The 14,783-nt window shown below is 65.9% G+C and carries 16 protein-coding genes; 1 reads left to right on the forward strand and 15 read right to left on the reverse strand.

The annotated features are described in order from the left end of the window. Positions 1–131 precede the first annotated feature (131 nt). From GGQ62_RS09515 to GGQ62_RS09575, 13 genes are all read right to left on the reverse strand, one after another. On the reverse strand, positions 132–2,246 hold the full coding sequence (locus GGQ62_RS09515) for a sodium-translocating pyrophosphatase (RefSeq protein ID WP_152577538.1): 2,115 nt from the start codon (positions 2,244–2,246) through the stop codon (positions 132–134). Positions 2,247–2,331: 85 nt separating this feature from the next. Next, positions 2,332–3,267 (reverse strand): thiamine-phosphate kinase, encoded by a 936-nt coding sequence (thiL, locus tag GGQ62_RS09520; RefSeq protein ID WP_152577537.1) that lies wholly within the window; start codon positions 3,265–3,267, stop codon positions 2,332–2,334. Then, positions 3,267–3,716 carry a transcription antitermination factor NusB gene (nusB, locus tag GGQ62_RS09525; RefSeq protein ID WP_152577536.1) on the reverse strand — a complete coding sequence of 150 codons (450 nt, stop codon included), beginning with the start codon at positions 3,714–3,716 and terminating at the stop codon, positions 3,267–3,269. The genes thiL and nusB overlap by 1 nt, the downstream gene beginning before the upstream one ends. Before the next feature lie 143 nt (positions 3,717–3,859). Beyond that, the gene (locus GGQ62_RS09530; protein ID WP_167649561.1) at positions 3,860–4,567 is read right to left on the reverse strand and encodes a DUF4136 domain-containing protein; all 708 of its coding nucleotides are present in this window, start codon (positions 4,565–4,567) and stop codon (positions 3,860–3,862) included. A gap of 152 nt (positions 4,568–4,719) precedes the next feature. Continuing rightward, the gene (trpS, locus tag GGQ62_RS09535; RefSeq protein ID WP_152577534.1) at positions 4,720–5,715 is read right to left on the reverse strand and encodes a tryptophan--tRNA ligase; all 996 of its coding nucleotides are present in this window, start codon (positions 5,713–5,715) and stop codon (positions 4,720–4,722) included. Continuing rightward, positions 5,712–7,283 (reverse strand): murein biosynthesis integral membrane protein MurJ, encoded by a 1,572-nt coding sequence (murJ, locus tag GGQ62_RS09540; RefSeq protein ID WP_152577533.1) that lies wholly within the window; start codon positions 7,281–7,283, stop codon positions 5,712–5,714. Before murJ ends, trpS begins: the two co-directional genes overlap by 4 nt. A 66-nt stretch (positions 7,284–7,349) precedes the next feature. Then, positions 7,350–7,841 carry a protein-export chaperone SecB gene (secB, locus tag GGQ62_RS09545; RefSeq protein ID WP_152577532.1) on the reverse strand — a complete coding sequence of 164 codons (492 nt, stop codon included), beginning with the start codon at positions 7,839–7,841 and terminating at the stop codon, positions 7,350–7,352. 35 nt (positions 7,842–7,876) lie between these two features. Next, positions 7,877–8,290, reverse strand: coding sequence for a 50S ribosomal protein L17 (rplQ, locus tag GGQ62_RS09550; protein WP_152577531.1), 414 nt, complete (start codon positions 8,288–8,290; stop codon positions 7,877–7,879). Between the two features lie 180 nt (positions 8,291–8,470). Then, positions 8,471–9,517, reverse strand: a complete 1,047-nt coding sequence (locus tag GGQ62_RS09555) for a DNA-directed RNA polymerase subunit alpha (RefSeq protein ID WP_152577530.1) — start codon at positions 9,515–9,517, stop codon at positions 8,471–8,473. A 103-nt stretch (positions 9,518–9,620) separates the two neighbouring features. Then, positions 9,621–10,010: a 30S ribosomal protein S11 gene (gene rpsK, locus GGQ62_RS09560; RefSeq protein WP_152577529.1), complete on the reverse strand. Its 390-nt coding sequence runs from the start codon at positions 10,008–10,010 to the stop codon at positions 9,621–9,623. Positions 10,011–10,061: 51 nt separating this feature from the next. After that, entirely contained in the window at positions 10,062–10,430 is a 369-nt protein-coding gene (rpsM, locus tag GGQ62_RS09565; protein WP_152577528.1) for a 30S ribosomal protein S13, read from the reverse strand. Between the two features lie 183 nt (positions 10,431–10,613). Continuing rightward, positions 10,614–11,408, reverse strand: coding sequence for a hypothetical protein (locus tag GGQ62_RS09570; protein WP_152577527.1), 795 nt, complete (start codon positions 11,406–11,408; stop codon positions 10,614–10,616). After that, complete coding sequence (locus GGQ62_RS09575) at positions 11,405–12,175, reverse strand: hypothetical protein (protein ID WP_152577526.1); 771 nt, start codon at positions 12,173–12,175, stop codon at positions 11,405–11,407. Before GGQ62_RS09575 ends, GGQ62_RS09570 begins: the two co-directional genes overlap by 4 nt. A gap of 101 nt (positions 12,176–12,276) precedes the next feature. On the opposite strand from GGQ62_RS09575, the gene GGQ62_RS09580 reads away from it, so the two are divergent. Beyond that, entirely contained in the window at positions 12,277–12,723 is a 447-nt protein-coding gene (locus tag GGQ62_RS09580) for a hypothetical protein (RefSeq protein ID WP_152577525.1), read from the forward strand. 44 nt (positions 12,724–12,767) lie between these two features. Here GGQ62_RS09580 and GGQ62_RS09585 read toward each other — a convergent pair whose 3' ends face one another. After that, positions 12,768–13,415, reverse strand: coding sequence for an adenylate kinase (locus tag GGQ62_RS09585; protein ID WP_152577524.1), 648 nt, complete (start codon positions 13,413–13,415; stop codon positions 12,768–12,770). Then, complete coding sequence (gene secY, locus GGQ62_RS09590) at positions 13,412–14,767, reverse strand: preprotein translocase subunit SecY (protein ID WP_152577523.1); 1,356 nt, start codon at positions 14,765–14,767, stop codon at positions 13,412–13,414. Before secY ends, GGQ62_RS09585 begins: the two co-directional genes overlap by 4 nt. Positions 14,768–14,783 lie beyond the last annotated feature (16 nt).

Here is a 14,783-nt window from a genome sequence, read left to right on the forward strand (position 1 = left end):
TAGCCTGCTTTGGCTCCAGTAAAAAGACTCTGGTGGCTGGCGCCTCGGCCCAAGACCCCATTTGACGATCGGATCACCAGCGCATCATCATGAGCAGGGACCTTGGTTGAACGGGGTCCGGGCCCAGGGCCTCAGCCGCCGGCGAGCGCCGCCAGCAGCAGCAATGCCACGATGTTGGTGATCTTGATCATCGGGTTGACCGCTGGCCCGGCCGTGTCCTTGTACGGGTCCCCGACCGTGTCACCCGTGACGGCGGCCTGATGCGCCGGCGAGCCCTTGCCGCCATAGGCGCCCTGTTCGATGACCTTCTTGGCATTGTCCCAGGCGCCGCCGCCGCTGGTCATCGAGATGGCCACGAAAAGCCCGGAAACGATGACGCCCATCAGCAGCGCCCCCAGCGCAGCAAAGCCGTTGCCCTGGCCGGCAACCGTGGTGATGGCGAAATAGACGATGACGGGCGCCAGCACCGGCAGCAGCGACGGCACGATCATCTCCCGGATCGCGCCGGCGGTCACCAGGCCGACGGTGCGGGCATAGTCGGGGCGCACGCTGCGATCGGCGATGCCGGGATGTTCGCGGAACTGGGCGCGGATGTCCTGCGCCACGGCCGCGGCCGTTCGCCCGACTGCGGTCATCGCCATGCCGCCGAACAGATAGGGCAGCAACGCGCCGAGCAGCAGGCCGACGACGACATAGGGGTTGGACAAGGTGAAATCGACCGGCACATCGGTGAAGAACTGCCGCAAATCCTCGGTATAGGTGGCGAACAGCACCAGCGCCGCCAATCCGGCCGAGCCGATGGCATAGCCCTTGGTCACCGCCTTGGTGGTGTTGCCGACGGCATCGAGCGCGTCGGTGCGTTCGCGCACCTCGGCATCGAGACCGGCCATTTCGGCGATGCCGCCGGCATTGTCCGTCACCGGGCCATAGGCATCGAGCGCGACGACCATGCCGGCCAGCGCGAGCATGGCGGTCGCGGCAAAGGCGATGCCGATAAGGCCGGCGAGCTGAAACGCCGCGATGATGCCGGCGACGATCACCAGCGTGGGCAATGCGGTCGATTCCATCGACACCGCCAGCCCCTGGATGACATTGGTGCCATGGCCCGAATCGGATGCCTTGGCGATCGACTGGACCGGCCGATAGCCGGTGCCGGTGTAATATTCGGTGATCCAGACGATCAGCCCGGTCACCACCAGCCCGACCATCATGCACCAGAACAGCGCCATGGCCGTGAAATCGACAGGGGCGGCAACCGCGTTGGCAGCATCGCCGAGTTTGACGCTGATCGTGGCGGTCATGTCCGGAAAGATCGTCCGGGTGGCAAAATACAGCGCCGGCACCGACAGCAATGCCGTGGCAAAGAAACCCTTGTAGAGCGCGCCCATGATGCTGCCGCCGCCCAGCCGCACGAACCAGGTGCCGATGATGCTGGTCAGGATGCAGACGCCGCCGGCGAGCAGCGGCAGCGTCATCAGCCGCGCCGCATCGGCGCCGGCGACGAGCAGCGCCACCAGCACCATCGTCGCGCCGATGGTGACGACATAGGTTTCGAACAGGTCGGCCGCCATGCCGGCGCAATCGCCGACATTGTCCCCGACATTGTCGGCGATGACACCGGGGTTGCGGTCGTCATCCTCGTCGAACCCCAGCTCGTTCTTGCCGACCATGTCGGCGCCGACGTCCGCGGCCTTGGTGAAGATGCCGCCGCCCAGCCGCGCGAAGATACTGATCAACGAAGCGCCGAAACTCAGCGCCACCAGCGCGTTGATGACCGGGCGACCAGTGGGATCGAGCCCGGTGCCGGTCAGGAAACGGAAATAGCCGGCGATGGCGAGAAGCGCGAGACCCGCCACCAGCATCCCGGTGACGGCGCCCGACCGGAATGCCATGGTCAGCCCGGCTTGCAACGACTGGCGCGCCGCCTCGGCCGTGCGGACGTTGGCGCGCACCGAAATGTTCATGCCGATGAAACCGGTGACCCCCGACAAGACCGCACCGATGACGAACCCCGCGGCCGGCAGCGGCCCGAGCAGCACGAACACCAGCACGCCGACAATGGCGCCGACAACGGCAATGGCGGTATATTGCTTGGCGAGATAGGCGCCGGCGCCCTCCTGGATGGCCTTGGCGATCTCCTGCATCCGGGCATTGCCCGGCGAGGCCGCAAGCACCTGCCGCGATGTGACAACGCCATAGGCCACCGCCGCCAATCCGCACAGGATTGCGATCATCACGACGTCCATAAAGGCGTCTCCCCAAGGCAACGCCGCGATTTACGCGGTCGATTGTCGCAGTCTGGGCCGCGTCCGCGGCGAAAGCAACCGCGGCTCAGCCGTGTTCCCAACCGAGCCGGTCGGGGGTCACGTCGCGACCGTCGCAGAGCGCCCGGACCCCTGCACCGGCCACGACGGTGCCGATGCGCGTGACGGGGGTCCTGGCGCGTGCCGCCAGCGCCGGCACATCGGCATCGGCCGGCGTGGTGAACAGCAGCTCGTAATCGTCGCCAGCCGTCACCCGGGCCAAGCGGTCGTCCAGCCCGGTTGTCCAGGGCCCGTCCGCCACCGGGACGGCGGCGACATCGATGTCGAGGCGCGCACGGCTGGCGCGGCCGAGACGGTCGGCATCGATCAACAGGCCATCGGACACGTCCATGCAGGCTGTCGCGACGCCGACCAGTGCCTGGCCGAGCGCAAGCCGTGGCATCGGGCGACGGAACCGGTCGAGCAGCGGCTTGGCTGCCGGAATCGTGCCACGCGCCATGGTGAGGCCGATCCCGGCGTCGCCGATGGTCCCGGACACCCAGATCGCGTCGCCGATGCAGGCGCCCCGGCGCGACAGCGCGCCACCCGGCGCGACATGGCCGATTGCCGTCAACCCGAGCACGGCGCGGTCAAGGCCGCTGACGGTATCACCGCCCCAGAGCGCGACATCGAAAGCGGCCAGCGCCCGCCCCAACCCACGGGTGAAGGTCTCGCGCCATGCCGCGTCCTCCGCCGCCGACATCCCCAGGCCGAGCAGGACGCCGGCCGGTGTCGCCCCCATGGCGGCCAGGTCGGACAGGTTCACCGCCAGCAGCTTCCAGGCGATGTCGGAAGGCGGGTCTCCGGCGAGGTAATGGATCCCGCAGGCGAGCACGTCATGGGTGAAGACAAGGTCGCGACCGAGCGGCGGCGCCCAGACCGCAGCGTCATCGGCAAGCCCGCGGGCGGCAGGCGCGGTTGCGAGGGGCACGAGGTGACGCGCGATGAAATCGCGCTCTGGCATCAGGCCGGGCGCACCTGCCGCGCCACGGTATCGAGCAGGCCGTTGACGAACTTTGCCTCCTTGTCGGGATGGAAGGCGTGGCTGACCTCGACATATTCGTTGATCACGGTTGCCGCCGCAACATCGGCGCGTGCCACCAGTTCGTAGGTCGCGGCGCGCAGCAAGGCGCGCATCGGACGGTCGAGCCGGTCCATCGACCAACCCTGGGCCAGCGCGCCGGTGATCAGCGCGTCAAGTTCGGGCAGGCGTGCCGCCGTTCCGGTGACGAGATCATCGAAGAAATCGGTGTCGGCGTCGAGATAATCGGCGCCCTCGATTTCCTGGCCGAGCCGGTGATTGTGGAATTCGTGCAGCAGCCGCGGCAGCGCGTCGCCCTGCATCTCGTGCTGGTACAAGGCCTGGACAGCGCCAAGGCGGGCGGCAGATCGTGCGGGGTTGCTGTTCTTCACGGCGGGCGTCTAGCGGGGCGGGGGCGAAAAGTCACGCCTGACGCGACCCGCATCCCCGCGCTGCCCCACGCCAGCAATCGCAATGCGGGCGACCCGTTACCGGGCCGCCCGCAAGGACGCACATCGAAAAGCCGGCGAACGCCTCAGCGGGCGACGCTGACCTGGGGCACCGCCGCCGGGTCATTGGGGTTGAAGCGCACCCGCACGACCTGGCCATTGGTGCCGGGGAACTGGGTGAACATCGCGCGGACGAGGCTGGGCATCAGCGCCGGCAGGTTGTTGGTCCGGCTGGTGGTATCGGCGCGGCCTTCGAACACATTGGTCTTGTCGGCGGTGCGAACCATCTTGATGGCCATGACAGTGGTGTATTCGGTGACCGAATAGACTTCCTGCTGACCCCAGCCGCCACCCCAGCCGCCGCCCCAGCCACCACCCCAACCTGCGCCGCCCCAGCCGCCGCCCCAGGCCGGACCCCAATAGGGATGCCAGCCCCAACCGCCGCCGCCCCAGCCAGGACCGCCCCAGCCGCCGCCCCAGCCCACACCGGCCGCGGGCCGGGTCTGGATCCGCTCGCGCGGCGGGCCGACATTATAATCGAGCAGCACGGTCACATCGGCATTGCCGGGCGTCGTGACTTCGGTGAAGCCATTGGCCAGCATCTGCTGCTTGACCAGCCCGGCGTAGGTCGCGAACTCCAGCCCGCCGACATAGGCCTGGTTGGCAGGCTCGACATAGAAGGTCTTGGCCGGCGGCGTCGGCAGCGCCGAAAAGCGCGCCACACGGGCCTCGAAGGTCGGCGCGCATGCCGCGAGCAGAGCGGATGCGAACAGCGGCAAGGCAAGACGACCCATGGCCCTGCGAAACGGTGATCGGCTGGTGCTGGTCATTACAAAAGCCCCTAGGAAACAGGAAGTATCGAGATGGCCGCGAATATGCCCAAGCACAAGTGTATGCGGGGTGAACTCGGCAATTTCCCGTCGAAGACAGGTTGCCGCAGCAGTGATCAACCCGTGAAACCGACCGCGCGATGGACTTCGGCCAGAACCGGTTCGGCGATCGCACGGGCGCGGGTGGCACCATCGGCGAGCACGGCATCGAGCGTCGTGGTATCGACGCGCAATTCGCTGAAGCGCGTGGTGATCGGCGCCACCGTCGCCACCAGCACATCGGCAAGCGCCGGCTTGAAGCGTCCGAACCCCTGCCCGCCATAATCCGCCAGCACATCGGCCACGGTGCGATTGGTCAACGCCGCCATCAGCCCGACCAGATTCGCCGCCTCCGGCCGTCCGGCCAGTCCCGCGGCTTCGCTGGGCAGCGCGTCGGCGTCGGTCTTGGCACGCTTGATCTTCTGCGCGATCGTGTCGGCATCGTCGGTCAGGTTGATGCGACTGGCGTCGCTGGGGTCGGACTTCGACATCTTGGCGCTGCCGTCGCGCAGGCTCATGACCCGGGTCGCCGGCCCCTCGATCACCGGTTCGGGCAGCGGGAACAGGTCGACACCCATATCGGTGTTGAATTTCAGCGCGATGTCGCGCGCCAGCTCCAGATGCTGTTTCTGGTCGTCGCCCACCGGCACATGGGTTGCCTTATAGGCCAGGATATCGGCGGCCTGGAGCACCGGATAGGTGTACAGCCCGACGCTGGCACCTTCGCGGTCCTTGCCCGATTTTTCCTTGAACTGGGTCATGCGGTTCAGCCAGCCGACCCGCGCGGTGCACATGAGCACCCAGGCCAGTTCGGCGTGGACATGGACCTGGCTTTGCGGAAACAGGACCGCCCGCGCCGGATCGATGCCGCTGGCGAGCAGCGCGGCGGTCATTTCGCGAATGCCGGCGCGCAACAGCTTGGGATCCTGCGCCACGGTGATCGCGTGCAGATCGACGACGCAATAGATGCATTCGTGAAGGTCCTGCATCGTCACCCAGTTGCGGATGGCGCCGAGATAGTTGCCGAGGTGGAGATTGCCGGTCGGCTGGATGCCGGAAAAAACGCGGCTCATGCTGTCTTGCCTTTGCGAGAGAATTGGCTGCGAAGCTCGGCGAGGGTGAAAATGCCGAGCAGCCGGGCTGCGACCAGGTAGGCGATGCCGCCGCTGCCGATCAACACCATCAGCGCGGCGATGCGCGCCAACCAGGCACCCCCGGTGAAGGGCGCCACCAGCGGATTGAGCGCCAGCAGCACGGCGACCATCACCGCCGCCGCCAGCAGCAGCCGCAACGCCGATCGCCGCAGCCGGGCATCGATGGCAAAATGGCCGCGGCGACGCAGCACGATGAACAGCGCAAGTGCGTTGACCCACGCGGCCAGCGCCGTCGACAAGGCGATGCCGACATGGCCCAGCGGCCAGATCAAGGCCAGGTTGCCGACGAGGTTGACCAGCATGGAGCCGACGGCAATCCGCACCGGGGTGGCCGTGTCCTGCCGGGCGTGAAAGCCGGGCGTCAGCACCTTGATCAGCACATAGGCCGGCAGGCCGAGCGAGAAGGCGGCCAGCGCCTGCGCCGTCGCCAGCGTATCGGCCGGCAGGAAACGGCCATGTTCGAGCAGCGCCCGGATCATCGGCATCGCCGAGACCGTCAGCGCCGCCGCCGCCGGCAGGGTCAGCAACAGCACCAGCTCGATGGCGCGGTTCTGGGTATGGCGCGCCGCGTCGGCATTGCCGGCCCCCAGCTGGCGCGACAGGGCCGGCAGCATCGCGGTGCCGACGCCGATGCCGATGAGGCCGAGCGGAAGCTGGTTGAGGCGATCGGCATAATAGAGATGGCTGACGGCACCCTCTGGCAGGAAGCGCGCCGCCAGCGCGGTCGAGATCAGCAGGTTGAACTGCACGGCGCCGGCGCCCAGTGCCGCGGGCAGGATCAGCCGCAACAGCGTCCGCACGCGCTCGCCGAGTCGCGGCCAGCGCAGCCGCAGCGAAAAACCCGAATCGATGCACGCCCAGAGCAGCCAGGCAAACTGCAGGATGCCGCCGACGGTGACGCACAGCGCCTGAACGCGGGCCGTGGCGACGTCATCGGGGCCGTTGAACCCCAGAAGCCCGACGATCAGCGCGACGTTGAGCAGGATCGGCGCTGCGGCGTTGACCGAGAAGCGCCCGACCGAATTGAGCACGCCCCCCATCAGCGACACCAGGCTGATGAGCATGAGATAGGGAAATGTCAGCCGGGTGAAGTCGACTGTGAGCGCGAATTTTTCGGGGCTGGCATCGGGAAACCCCCCGGTCAGAGCCCAGACGATCGGCGCCGAACCGACGATCATGATGATGGTGAAGACCAGCAGCACCGGCAGCAGCACTGCAAGCGCGTCTTCGGCAAAGCGTGTCGCGTTGGTGCGGTCGCCATTGTCGGCCCCGACCTGCCGGTTGAACATCGGCACGAACGCCGCCGAGAAGGCGCCTTCGGCGAACAGGGCCCGGAACAGATTGGGCAGGCGAAAGGCGATCAGGAAGGCGTCGGTCGCCATGCCGGCACCGACATAGCGTGCCTGCAACATGTCACGGACGAAGCCGAGGATGCGGCTGACCAGCGTCAGCCCGCCGATCGTCGCCGTGGCGCGGACGAGGTTCATGCGCCGGCCAACGCTCCCGACGGGGCTGCGTCACCCCTCTCCCGGCCAGCGGGAGAGGGGCAGCGATCAGGCATTGCCGACCTGGTTGGTGCCGGCCTGTTGCTGCGCCATGTAGAGCGATGCGAAGTCGATCGGGTCGAGCATCAACGGCGGGAAGCCGCCGTCGCGTGTCGCATCGGCGATGATGCGGCGCGCAAACGGGAACAGGATGCGCGGTGCCTCGATGACCAGGAACGGCTCGAGCGCTTCTTCCGGAACATTGGTCAGGCCGAACAGCCCCGCATACAGCAGTTCGACGACAAAGGCGGTATCGCCGTCGTTGGTTGCCTTGGCAGTGATCTTGAGTTCCGATTCGAACACGCCTTCACCGGCGCGCTTGGCGTTGACGGCCACATTGACTTCGATCTGCGGCTGACCCGTGGCCTGCAGCGACGTGGGGGCGTTCGGATTTTCGAACGACAGATCCTTGGCGTACTGGACCAGGATCGTCACCTGGGGCAACGGCTCGTTGTCGAAGCCATTGGCCTCGGTGGCGCCGAGGTCGATTTCGTCAGCCATGTTCGCGTCCTTGCAATGGGGGTCAGAAACGAAGCTTATTCGTCGCCGTCAAAGCTCTGCACCGGGCCCGAATCCTGGCCCTTGGCGCTCGTGTCGCGGTCGACGAACTCGACAATGGCCATCGGCGTTGCATCCGAACGGCGGATGCCGGCCTTGACGATGCGGACATAGCCGCCCGGCCGGTCGGCATAACGTGCGGCGAGGACGTCGAACAGCTTGATCAGCTGCTCGTCATCACCCAGCCGGGCATGCGCCAGACGACGGTTCGACAGGCCGCCATGCTTGGCCAGCGTGATCAGCTTTTCCATATAGGGGCGGATTTCGCGCGCCTTGGGCAGCGTCGTCTTGATCTGCTCATGCTTGATGAGGCTGGCCGACATGTTGCGGAACATGGCGAGGCGGTGGCTGGTCGTGCGACCGAGCTTGCGATGGGCATTACCGTGACGCATTTGACTTCTCCGTTCGTTCGGACGCCGTATCAGGCACGTCCGGCCAGGCTGAAATTGGGGTCAGCCAGATGCCCCTTCGTCGCTTGCCGCCACGCGGCAAAGCCGCGTCGTGACGTCGGACGCGCTCGGCGGAGATCTCCGCCGCCGCGCCGGTCGATCACGCGCCTGCCGGCGCTACGATCAGAATTCCTGTTCGAGCTTCTTGGCCATCTCTTCGATATTCTCGGGCGGCCAGCCCGAAATTTCCATGCCGAGACGCAGGTTCATGTGCTGGAGCACTTCCTTGATCTCGTTGAGCGACTTGCGACCGAAGTTTGGCGTACGCAGCATTTCGCTCTCGGTCTTTTGCACCAGATCGCCGATGTAGATGATGTTGTCGTTCTTCAGGCAGTTCGCCGAACGCACCGACAGCTCCAGCTCGTCGACCTTCTTGAGCAGGAAGCGGTTGATGACGGTGTTGTCATCGACTTCGATCGGCCCGCCGGTCGGTGCCGGGGCGGGCGCCGCGGCGACCACGTCCTCGAAGTTGACGAACAGCTGCAGCTGGTCCTGAAGAATTTTTGCGGCATAGGCGAGCGCATCGTCGGGGGTGACGGTACCGTCGGTTTCCACCTGGATGGTCAGCTTGTCATAGTCCAGTTCCTGGCCGACACGGGTGTTGTCGACCTTGTAGCTGACCTGGCGCACCGGCGAGAACAGCGCATCGACCGGAACCAGGCCGATAGGCGCATCGGCCGGACGGTTGGCACTGGCCGGGACATAGCCCTTGCCGGCTTCGACGGTCAGTTCCATGTTGAGCGTCGCGCCTTCGTCGAGCGTGCAGATGACGAGGTTCTTGTTCATCACTTCCATGTCGCCGGTGACCGAAATCTGCCCGGCGGTAACTTCACCCGGACCGGTCGCCGACAAATGCACACGCTTGGGCTGATCGCCCTGCATGCGGATCGCCACCTGCTTGATGTTGAGGACAATGTCGGTCACATCTTCGCGGACACCGGCAAGCGACGAGAATTCGTGCAGCACGCCATCGATCTTGATGGCGGTGACGGCGGCGCCCTGCAGCGACGACAGCAGCACGCGACGCAGCGCGTTGCCGAGGGTCAGGCCAAAGCCGCGCTCCAGCGGTTCGGCAACGAAGCTGCCCTTGCGGCGCTGATCGACGGTCGGCCGCGACTCAAGCCGGTTCGGCTTCTTCAGTTCGGTCCAATTTTTGGCGATAACGGCCACAGGCTCACCTCATCATTGGGAAGGGGCGGATCGTCATCCGCCCGTCCCCGTCATCATCTATTCGAAACACCGCGCCCCGGGGGACGGCGCAGCACCGGCCGCGTCAGACGCGGCGACGCTTCGGCGGCCGCACGCCATTGTGCGGGATCGGTGTCACGTCGCGGATCGCGGTGATCTGGAAGCCGACCGCCTGCAGGGCCCGCAGCGCCGATTCGCGACCCGAACCGGGCCCGCGGACTTCGACTTCAAGGGTGCGTACGCCGTGTTCGGCGGCCTTCTTGCCGGCATCTTCGGCAGCCATCTGGGCCGCGAACGGCGTCGATTTGCGGCTGCCCTTGAACCCCATGGTCCCCGCCGACGACCAGGCAATGGCATTGCCCTGGGCATCGGTGATGGTGATCATGGTGTTGTTGAAGCTGGCGTTCACATGGGCGACGCCCGAAGTGATATTCTTGCGCTCACGGCGCTTGATGCGTGCGACTTCGCGTGCCATCGAAAAATCCTAATCCTGTCCGTCGATCTGGGGAAAAAGCGGGTCTCGCCCTTACTTCTTCTTGCCGGCGATCGGCTTGGCCTTGCCCTTGCGGGTGCGCGCGTTGGTATGGGTGCGCTGGCCGCGCACAGGCAGGCCCTTGCGGTGACGCAGCCCGCGATAGCAGGCCAGATCCATCAGGCGCTTGATGTTCATCGCGGTCTGCCGGCGAAGATCGCCTTCAACCGTCAGTTCGCGGTCGATCAACTCGCGGATCGAAAGGACTTCGGAATCGGTCAGGTCCTGGACGCGACGCTCAATCGGGAAGCCAAGATCCTTGGTGATCCGCGATGCCGTCGTACGGCCGATACCGTGAATGTAGGTCAAGGCGATTTCAACGCGCTTGTTGGTCGGGATATTCACACCCGCGATACGTGCCACAGATTATTTCCTTCCAAGCTCCACGGACCGCGCTGGGCAGGCAGTCCATCTCAAAGCAAGAACCGGACAGCCAGAACGGCCGCCGGGTCAGTTCTCCGGTTGATCGGAAAGCGGCTGCTAACGGGTCGGGAGCCGGAAGTCAAGGCCGGCGCGCCGCAGAGGTATCGCTGCACGACCCCGCAATCAATCGGCCGAATAGGCCAGCCCCCGGGGGGTGATCCGCAGCGTCGGCCGACGCGGATCGAGCACAACCATCATCGGACGCCCGGCGCCCGGCGTCGGCAACCGGACCGATGGCGACAAGCCGATGTCGATGGTGCCGCCCGCCAATTCCCCGGCGATGCTGTTGATCGGCAGAACATTTTCGATCTGGCGCAGTTCGGCGATATCGCAATCGAGACTGGCGAGCAGGTTGTCAGGCGTCGTCAATCGAAGGGTAAACGGATACCGGCTCCCCGAGCCGGCGCCCAGATCGAAGGTCGCAATGCCATTTTCGCGCACTGGCGGCTGTGTCCGGCACGCCACCGTCTGGTCGATCCCGACGCCTGCCACCCGCACCTGGGCGCGGGCATCGCCCGACAAGGCTCCTGTCACGGTCAGGCGATCGCGCGCGGCATTGATGCGCGGGTTGGCCAGCACCACGTCGAGTCGGGTCGCCGACGCCGGCGCGATCGTTGCCGTGAACGGACCCAGCAAGGGCCGTTGGCGGGTCACCAGTGCACCGTCGACGGCTGTTCCGGTGGCGCTGGCCCGCAGGCCATTGGGGGCGACAGCGGCCAGCCAAGTGCCGAACACGCGCTGGTCGAGATCGACATGGATGCGTCGGCTGGTGGCGAACGGCTGTCCCGCCACGGCAGCGGCCGCTGCGTTCAACCGCGTCGTAGCACGTGCCAGTTGCGCCCGCTGGTCGGCGGCGGCCGGCGTTTCGGCGCCTGCAGGGGCCGCCGCCAGCAGCAGGAACAACGGCAGCGCCCTCATCGCACGTCCCCGAACACATAGACGCCGTCGCCAGTGAAGTAATAACGCGGGTTGACGATGCGGCCGGTCCAGGCCGTCGCCGGGACCGTCGTCGTGAATCGCAAATAGGAGGGGGCCGTCGTCTGGGGCGGCCGGCTCGTCTGCACCCGGCCGGTGGCGGTGCCGGCAGCGCCGCCGATGCTGATCCGTTCCTCCACCGGAAGCCGGATCGTCGGCAAAGCTGCAGCGATATCGATGACCCGCAGGGTCAGCAGCCGCTGCACGAACGGCAGTCGACTGACATTGACCGACCCGAGCCGGACCACCGGCGTCAGCGACTGGACGTTGATGCGAAATTCATGGGGGCGGCCGGTGGCGACCAGCACGGCGTTCATCGTCACATCGGCGTTGATGCCGCCGCGCGCGGCCGTCGCGGACAGCGTCACCGCCGGCAATGCGCCAAGCGTCGACAGCTCGACGCCGGTCAGGCGCAGGTCGATGTCCGGATCGTCGGGCAGGATGACGCGATAGCCGGCCAGCGTCGCCAGGCTCTGGTTGATGAAGGCGTTGCTCAGGAAAAAGCGCACATCATGTCGCCCCGGCCCGCCATTTTCGAGCTGCCGCGCCACGCGCTCGGTCTCGGCAATGGCCTGCGCGTACAATTCCGCCTGGTTGGCGTTGATCCGGCGCTGTGCCGAGATGCAGCCGGGCAGGTCGAGCAAGAGCGCAAAGCCTGCAACCGCTCCCCGCCAACGCGCCCGCCGCGGCTTCGACTTGTCAATCGTCATGCCCGTAACGTTAGGGGAGCGCCGATGCCTTCGCAATTCCTTGCCGCCATCTTGCAACCGCCCCCATATCGGGCAGGGTGTCCGCCAGGGGGCCCGGGCCGATGCGGTTTTTTCTCGATACCGAATTCAATGGCTTTTGCGGCGACCTTGTGTCGATCGCGCTTGTTCCCGAAGATCCCGGGCGGCCGGCCTTTTACGAAGCGATCATCTGCGACCGGCCGGAACCTTGGGTCGCGGCACATGTGATCCCGGTGCTCGGCACGATACAGCAACCGCGACCCGTCGTGGCGGAAGCCCTGGCCGATTATCTGGCCGCAGCCGGGGCGCCGGTGATCGTCGCCGACTGGCCCGAAGATGTGGCGCATCTTGCCCGGCTGCTCATCATCGGTCCCGGACGGATGCTGGCCGTACCGAAGCTGGTGTTCGAACTCGCCGATGTGCCGGGATTCGACGCCAGCGCCGAGAGCGCGGTTCCACACAATGCCTGCGCCGATGCGCGGGCATTGATGGCGTTCGTTCTCCGGCAGGAGGCGTTCATCGAGGGCTGATCGCAAGGGCCTCCGGCGGGCAGGGCCGCTGGCCCTGCACCCCGTCAGCGGTCGAGGACCGCGTCGATGCTCCGTGCAACCGCGTCCATGTCGGCCATGCCGTCGACCCGGTCGACGAGACCACGGGCCTCATAGTGCGGCAAGATCGGCGCCGTCTTGGCGCGATATTCGGCCATCCTCGTGCGCACCGTATCGGCGTTGTCGTCGGGACGACGCTTGAACTCGGTCGACCCGCAAATGTCGCAAACACCGTCCACCTTGGGAAGCTTGTGGCGGTCATGGTAGCCCTCACCGCAGCGCGCGCAGGTGAAGCGTCCGGTGATGCGATCGACCAATGCGTCCTCATCGACCTCGAGTTCGACGACATGATCGAGCGCCAGGCCCTTGTCGGCGAGCATCGCGTCGAGCGCGAGCGCCTGCACTTCGGTCCGCGGATAGCCATCAAGGATGAAGCCGCCGCGGGCATCGTCATGGTCGAGCCGTTCAGACAGGATGCCGTTGACGATATCGTCGGAGACAAGCCCCCCCGATTCCATCACCGATTTCGCCATAAGGCCAACGGGTGTTCCAGCGGCGACGGCGGCCCGGAGCATGTCTCCGGTAGAAAGCTGGACAAGTCCTCGTTCTTTGACGAGGCGGCTTGCCTGGGTCCCCTTCCCCGCGCCGGGCGGACCCAGCAAGATCAAATTCAACGACGCGCTCCCCCACGCAATTTCGACTTCTTGATAAGACCCTCATATTGATGCGCAAGCAAGTGGCTCTGGATCTGGGCAACAGTATCCATGGTCACATTGACGACGATCAACAGCGAGGTCCCGCCCAGCGCGAGCCCGGTGCCAAGCCGTGCCGACAAAAATTCCGGCAGCAGGCAGATGATGACAAGATAGGCAGCACCGATCACGGTGATCCGGGTCAGAACAAAATCGAGATATTCCGACGTCCGCGCGCCGGGCCGGATGCCCGGAATGAAGCCGCCATATTTCTTCAGATTCTCGGCCGTTTCCTCGGGATTGAACACCACGGCGGTGTAGAAAAACGAGAAGAAGACGATGCCGAGGGCATACATCGCCATGTACAGCGGCGCGCCATGTTGCAGCGCCGTCGTGATGGTCAGCATCCATTCGGGGCCCGTGCCGCCCTGTGCCGCGAACTGCGCGATGGTCAGCGGCATCAACAGCAGCGACGATGCGAAGATCGGCGGGATGACGCCGGCCGTGTTGAGCTTGAGCGGCAGATGCGAGCTGTCGCCCTGGAACTGCCGCGTCCCGACCTGGCGTTTCGGATATTGGATGAGGATGCGGCGCTGGGCACGTTCCATGACGCAGATGAAGGCAATGGTGGCGAGCGCGATCGCACCGATCAAAAGGATGAAGGCAGGGTTCAGCGCACCGGTACGGCCCTGTTCGAACAGCTGGCCGATGGCGGTCGGCAGGTGCGCGACGATGCCGGCCATGATGATCAGCGAGACGCCGTTGCCGATGCCGCGGCTGGTGATCTGTTCGCCGAGCCACATGAGGAACATGGTGCCGCCGATGAGGGTGATGACCGTGGTGATGCGGAAAAACCAGCCCGGGTCGATGACAGCCGACACGCCCTGCCCTGCCCCCCAGCCTTCAAGGCCGACGGCGATGCCATAGCCCTGGACTGCGGTCAGGAACACCGTGCCGTAGCGGGTGTATTGGTTCAGCGTCTTGCGCCCGGCGTCGCCTTCCTTTTTCAAGGCCATGAAGCTGGGAACCAGGCTGGTCATCAGCTGCACGATGATCGACGCCGTGATGTACGGCGTCACGCCGAGTGCGATCAGCGACATGCGCTCCAGCGCGCCGCCGGAGAACATGTTGAAAAAGTCGAGAACGCCGCCCTGCGTCTGCTGGAACAGCGAATTCAGCGCCGTCGGGTCGATCCCCGGCAGCGGCACGAACGAGACAAGGCGAAAGACGATGAGCGCGCCGAGGGTGAACCACAGCCGCTTCTTCAGCTCGGTGGCTTTGGAGAAGTTTGCGAAGCTGATGTTCGCGGCCATTTGTTCGGCGGCTGACGCCATGTGCGCTACCCTTGCG

It is taken from the genome of Polymorphobacter fuscus, from assembly GCF_011927825.1.
In the GTDB taxonomy this organism is placed as follows: domain Bacteria; phylum Pseudomonadota; class Alphaproteobacteria; order Sphingomonadales; family Sphingomonadaceae; genus Sandarakinorhabdus; species Sandarakinorhabdus fusca.

Coding starts and splice junctions, on each gene's coding strand:
- rpsK (WP_152577529.1), bottom strand. CDS start 10,010: ATGGCACGCGAAGTCGCACGCATCAAGCGCCGTGAGCGCAAGAATATC.
- trpS (WP_152577534.1), bottom strand. CDS start 5,715: ATGAGCCGCGTTTTTTCCGGCATCCAGCCGACCGGCAATCTCCACCTC.
- GGQ62_RS09575 (WP_152577526.1), bottom strand. CDS start 12,175: ATGACGATTGACAAGTCGAAGCCGCGGCGGGCGCGTTGGCGGGGAGCG.
- murJ (WP_152577533.1), bottom strand. CDS start 7,283: ATGAACCTCGTCCGCGCCACGGCGACGATCGGCGGGCTGACGCTGGTC.
- GGQ62_RS09580 (WP_152577525.1), top strand. CDS start 12,277: ATGCGGTTTTTTCTCGATACCGAATTCAATGGCTTTTGCGGCGACCTT.
- GGQ62_RS09530 (WP_167649561.1), bottom strand. CDS start 4,567: ATGGGTCGTCTTGCCTTGCCGCTGTTCGCATCCGCTCTGCTCGCGGCA.
- secY (WP_152577523.1), bottom strand. CDS start 14,767: ATGGCGTCAGCCGCCGAACAAATGGCCGCGAACATCAGCTTCGCAAAC.
- GGQ62_RS09570 (WP_152577527.1), bottom strand. CDS start 11,408: ATGAGGGCGCTGCCGTTGTTCCTGCTGCTGGCGGCGGCCCCTGCAGGC.
- GGQ62_RS09515 (WP_152577538.1), bottom strand. CDS start 2,246: ATGGACGTCGTGATGATCGCAATCCTGTGCGGATTGGCGGCGGTGGCC.
- secB (WP_152577532.1), bottom strand. CDS start 7,841: ATGGCTGACGAAATCGACCTCGGCGCCACCGAGGCCAATGGCTTCGAC.
- thiL (WP_152577537.1), bottom strand. CDS start 3,267: ATGCCAGAGCGCGATTTCATCGCGCGTCACCTCGTGCCCCTCGCAACC.
- rplQ (WP_152577531.1), bottom strand. CDS start 8,290: ATGCGTCACGGTAATGCCCATCGCAAGCTCGGTCGCACGACCAGCCAC.